3 rRNA genes are annotated in these 5,444 nt (G+C 56.9%); all 3 read left to right on the forward strand.

From position 1 onward, the window contains the following. Positions 1-227 precede the first annotated feature (227 nt). Positions 228-1,751: ribosomal RNA gene (locus tag AC3A5R_RS23010) — 16S ribosomal RNA — on the forward strand. Between the two features lie 359 nt (positions 1,752-2,110). Further along, positions 2,111-5,242: ribosomal RNA gene (locus AC3A5R_RS23015) — 23S ribosomal RNA — on the forward strand. Between the two features lie 78 nt (positions 5,243-5,320). Beyond that, positions 5,321-5,437, forward strand: a 5S ribosomal RNA gene (rrf, locus tag AC3A5R_RS23020). The 16S, 23S and 5S rRNA genes sit together here, the layout of an rRNA operon. Positions 5,438-5,444: the final 7 nt, after the last annotated feature.

Here is a 5,444-nt window from a genome sequence, read left to right on the forward strand (position 1 = left end):
GTGGGTGTGGTTGATGGTGTGTGTCTGATGCTTGAGAACTCAACAGCGTGTCAAAAATCGATGCCAATACCTCGTCTCGAGGGGCCGGCGTGTGCTTGTGACTTCATGGTTGCGGGTGGCTGGTTTCTTGGATGATTTATATTTCTTTGGTTGACAACGACGATCAGTTTTTTGCTGGTTGTTCGGCTCAGCCTGGATCATTTTTGCCCTTCGTGGGTTGTACAACATCAACGGAGAGTTTGATCCTGGCTCAGGACGAACGCTGGCGGCGTGCTTAACACATGCAAGTCGAACGGTGACGACAGGAGCTTGCTTCTGTTTGATCAGTGGCGAACGGGTGAGTAACACGTGAGCAACCTGCCCCAGACTCTGGGATAACCCCGGGAAACCGGAGCTAATACCGGATATGACACTCGCACGCATGTGCAGGGTGTGGAAAGTTTTTCGGTCTGGGATGGGCTCGCGGCCTATCAGCTTGTTGGTGAGGTAGTGGCTCACCAAGGCGACGACGGGTAGCCGGCCTGAGAGGGCGACCGGCCACACTGGGACTGAGACACGGCCCAGACTCCTACGGGAGGCAGCAGTGGGGAATATTGCACAATGGGCGAAAGCCTGATGCAGCGACGCCGCGTGAGGGATGACGGCCTTCGGGTTGTAAACCTCTTTCAGCAGGGAAGAAGCGCAAGTGACGGTACCTGCAGAAGAAGCACCGGCTAACTACGTGCCAGCAGCCGCGGTAATACGTAGGGTGCGAGCGTTGTCCGGAATTATTGGGCGTAAAGAGCTTGTAGGCGGTTTGTCGCGTCTGCTGTGAAAATCCGGGGCTCAACCCCGGACTTGCAGTGGGTACGGGCAGGCTAGAGTGTGGTAGGGGAGACTGGAATTCCTGGTGTAGCGGTGGAATGCGCAGATATCAGGAGGAACACCGATGGCGAAGGCAGGTCTCTGGGCCACTACTGACGCTGAGAAGCGAAAGCATGGGGAGCGAACAGGATTAGATACCCTGGTAGTCCATGCCGTAAACGTTGGGCGCTAGGTGTGGGACCCATTCCACGGGTTCCGTGCCGCAGCTAACGCATTAAGCGCCCCGCCTGGGGAGTACGGCCGCAAGGCTAAAACTCAAAGGAATTGACGGGGGCCCGCACAAGCGGCGGAGCATGCGGATTAATTCGATGCAACGCGAAGAACCTTACCAAGGCTTGACATACACCGGAATCACTCAGAGATGGGTGCGTCTTCGGACTGGTGTACAGGTGGTGCATGGTTGTCGTCAGCTCGTGTCGTGAGATGTTGGGTTAAGTCCCGCAACGAGCGCAACCCTCGTTCTATGTTGCCAGCACGTGATGGTGGGGACTCATAGGAGACTGCCGGGGTCAACTCGGAGGAAGGTGGGGATGACGTCAAATCATCATGCCCCTTATGTCTTGGGCTTCACGCATGCTACAATGGCCGGTACAAAGGGCGGCGAAACCGTAAGGTGGAGCGAATCCCAAAAAACCGGTCTCAGTTCGGATTGGGGTCTGCAACTCGACCCCATGAAGTCGGAGTCGCTAGTAATCGCAGATCAGCAACGCTGCGGTGAATACGTTCCCGGGCCTTGTACACACCGCCCGTCAAGTCACGAAAGTCGGTAACACCCGAAGCCGGTGGCCCAACCCTTGTGGGGGGAGCCGTCGAAGGTGGGACTGGCGATTGGGACTAAGTCGTAACAAGGTAGCCGTACCGGAAGGTGCGGCTGGATCACCTCCTTTCTAAGGAGCAGTCATTTATGGCAGCCCGGTCTGTCCCCGGATGTGGGGCAGCGGGTGCTCATGGGTGGAACATCGATTAGTTGACGCCTGCTCGAGCCTCTCGCTCGCAAGTACAACCCGGTGACGGTCCGCAAGGATCTGAGGGAGTGGAACGCGGTGGGGGTTCGGTGGGCGTCTGACACGTTGTTGGGTCCTGAGGGATCAGACCCCCGCGCCGGCTCGGACTGAGTCTGAGCTGGTGTGGGGTGCACTGTTTCTTCTGGGTGTGGGCCCGCCCGATCTCCTGACGTTCGTCGGGGGTGGTGGTGGGTGCCGGTTGTGTTTTGAGAACTTCACAGTGGACGCGAGCATCTTTGTAGTGTCAAGTTTTTAAGGGCACACGGTGGATGCCTTGGCACCAGGAACCGAAGAAGGACGTAGGAATCTGCGATAAGCCTCGGGTAGCCGATAACCAGGCTGTGATCCGAGGATTTCCGAATGGGGAAACCCGGCTGGAGGCAAGTCCAGTCACCCGCACCTGAATATATAGGGTGTGTGGAGGGAACGTGGGGAAGTGAAACATCTCAGTACCCACAGGAAGAGAAAACAACAGTGATTCCGTGAGTAGTGGCGAGCGAAAGCGGATGAGGCTAAACCGGGCGTGTGTGATAGCTGTCAGGCGTTGCATGTCCGGGGTCGTGGGACCTCGCAGCTCAGGCTGACACCTGAGCATGGAGTGAGAAATCTGCGTCATAGTCGAAGAGCATTGAATGGCTCGGCACAGAGGGTGCGACCCCCGTAGACGAAATGGTGTGGACTCCAGTGAGGGATCCCAAGTAGCACGGGGCCCGAGAAATCCCGTGTGAATCTGGCAGGACCACCTGCTAAGCCTAAATATTCCCTGGTGACCGATAGCGGACAAGTACCGTGAGGGAAAGGTGAAAAGTACCCCGGGAGGGGAGTGAAATAGATCCTGAAACCGTGTGCCTACAATCCGTTGGAGCCTCCCGCCGTTGGGCGTGTGGGGTGACAGCGTGCCTTTTGAAGAATGAGCCTGCGAGTTAGTGCTCAGTGGCGAGGTTAACCCGTGTGGGGAAGCCGTAGCGAAAGCGAGTCCGAACAGGGCGTTCTAGTCGCTGGGTCTAGACCCGAAGCGGAGTGATCTACCCATGGCCAGGTTGAAGCGCAGGTAAGACTGCGTGGAGGACCGAACCCACTTAGGTTGAAAACTGAGGGGATGAGCTGTGGGTAGGGGTGAAAGGCCAATCAAACTCCGTGATAGCTGGTTCTCCCCGAAATGCATTTAGGTGCAGCGTCACGTGTTTCTTGCCGGAGGTAGAGCTACTGGATAGCCGATGGGCCTCACCAGGTTACTGACGTTAGCCAAACTCCGAATGCCGGTAAGTGAGAGCGTGGCAGTGAGACTGCGGGGGATAAGCTCCGTAGTCGAGAGGGAAACAGCCCAGATCACCAGCTAAGGTCCCTAAGCGTGTGCTAAGTGGGAAAGGATGTGGAGTTGCTGTGACAACCAGGAGGTTGGCTTAGAAGCAGCCACCCTTCAAAGAGTGCGTAATAGCTCACTGGTCAAGTGATTCCGCGCCGACAATGTAGCGGGGCTCAAGCACACCACCGAAGCTGTGGCATTGACATACTGCTCGGCACCGACACCTGCGGGTTCGGTGTCCAGGCGTGTTGATGGGTAGGGGAGCGTCGTGTTGCCAGGGAAGCGGCGGAGTGATCCAGCCGTGGAGGCTACACGAGTGAGAATGCAGGCATGAGTAGCGAATGACGGGCGAGAAACCCGTCCGCCGAATAACCAAGGGTTCCAGGGTCAAGCTAATCTGCCCTGGGTAAGTCGGGACCTAAGGCGAGGCCGACAGGCGTAGTCGATGGACATCCGGTTGATATTCCGGAACCGGCGAAGAACCGCCCATGATGAACCCCGTGATGCTAAGTGCCTGAAACCGGTTCACCGGGACTTCGGTCCCATCGAGCCGGCGGAGCGCACGACCCGAGCGGGTAGTAGTCAAGCGATGGAGTGACGCAGGAAGGTAGCCTCCGCGTGGCGATGGTTGTCCACGTCCAAGGGTGTAGGGCGCGGTCCAGGCAAATCCGGACCGCATACGAGCCTGAGACCTGATAGTGACCGCGAATGCGGGAAGAGGGTGATCCTATGCTGCCGAGAAAAACTTCTAGCGAGGTTCGAGCCGCCCGTACCCCAAACCGACTCAGGTGGTTAGGTAGAGAATACCAAGGCGATCGAGTGAATCGTGGTTAAGGAATTCGGCAAAATACCCCCGTAACTTCGGGAGAAGGGGGGCCCTGATCGTGACGGAACTTGCTTCCCGAGCGTGATCGGCCGCAGAGACCAGGGAGAAGCGACTGTTTACTAAAAACACAGGTCCGTGCCAAGTCGCAAGACGATGTATACGGACTGACGCCTGCCCGGTGCTGGAACGTTAAGGGGACCGGTTAGCACGCAAGTGCGAAGCTGAGAACTTAAGCGCCAGTAAACGGCGGTGGTAACTATAACCATCCTAAGGTAGCGAAATTCCTTGTCGGGTAAGTTCCGACCTGCACGAATGGCGTAACGACTTCTCCACTGTCTCAACCACGAACTCGGCGAAATTGCACTACGAGTAAAGATGCTCGTTACGCGCAGCAGGACGGAAAGACCCCGGGACCTTTACTACAGCTTGGTATTGGTGTTCGGTACGGCTTGTGTAGGATAGGTGGGAGACTGTGAAGCCGGCACGTCAGTGCTGGTGGAGTCAACGTTGAAATACCACTCTGGTCGTTCTGGATATCTAACCTCGGTCCGTGATCCGGATCAGGGACAGTGCCTGGTGGGTAGTTTAACTGGGGCGGTTGCCTCCTAAAAGGTAACGGAGGCGCCCAAAGGTTCCCTCAGCCTGGTTGGCAATCAGGTGTTGAGTGTAAGTGCACAAGGGAGCTTGACTGTGAGACAGACATGTCGAGCAGGGACGAAAGTCGGGACTAGTGATCCGGCGGTGGCTTGTGGAAGCGCCGTCGCTCAACGGATAAAAGGTACCCCGGGGATAACAGGCTGATCTTGCCCAAGAGTCCATATCGACGGCATGGTTTGGCACCTCGATGTCGGCTCGTCGCATCCTGGGGCTGGAGTAGGTCCCAAGGGTTGGGCTGTTCGCCCATTAAAGCGGTACGCGAGCTGGGTTTAGAACGTCGTGAGACAGTTCGGTCCCTATCCGCTGTGCGCGCAGGAAACTTGAGAAAGGCTGTCCCTAGTACGAGAGGACCGGGATGGACGAACCTCTGGTGTGTCAGTTGTTCCGCCAGGAGCACCGCTGATTAGCTACGTTCGGAAGTGATAACCGCTGAAAGCATCTAAGCGGGAAGCACGTTTCAAGATGAGGTTTCCAGACCCGCGAGGGTGAGAGGCTCCCAGCTAGACGACTGGGTTGATAGGCCGGATGTGGAAGCACAGCAATGTGTGGAGCTGACCGGTACTAATAAGCCGACAACTTGACTATCAAAGATGCTACGCGTCCACTGTGCAGTTCCCGAGACACAAACAACACCACACCGTTTGTTTGAGATCTCCATAGAGTTTCGGCTGTCATAGCGAAGGGGAAACGCCCGGCTCCATTCCGAACCCGGAAGCTAAGCCCTTCAGCGCCGATGGTACTGCACTGGTGACGGTGTGGGAGAGTAGGACGCAGCCGGACACACATT

Source organism: Intrasporangium sp. Soil_C_50 (assembly GCF_057656595.1).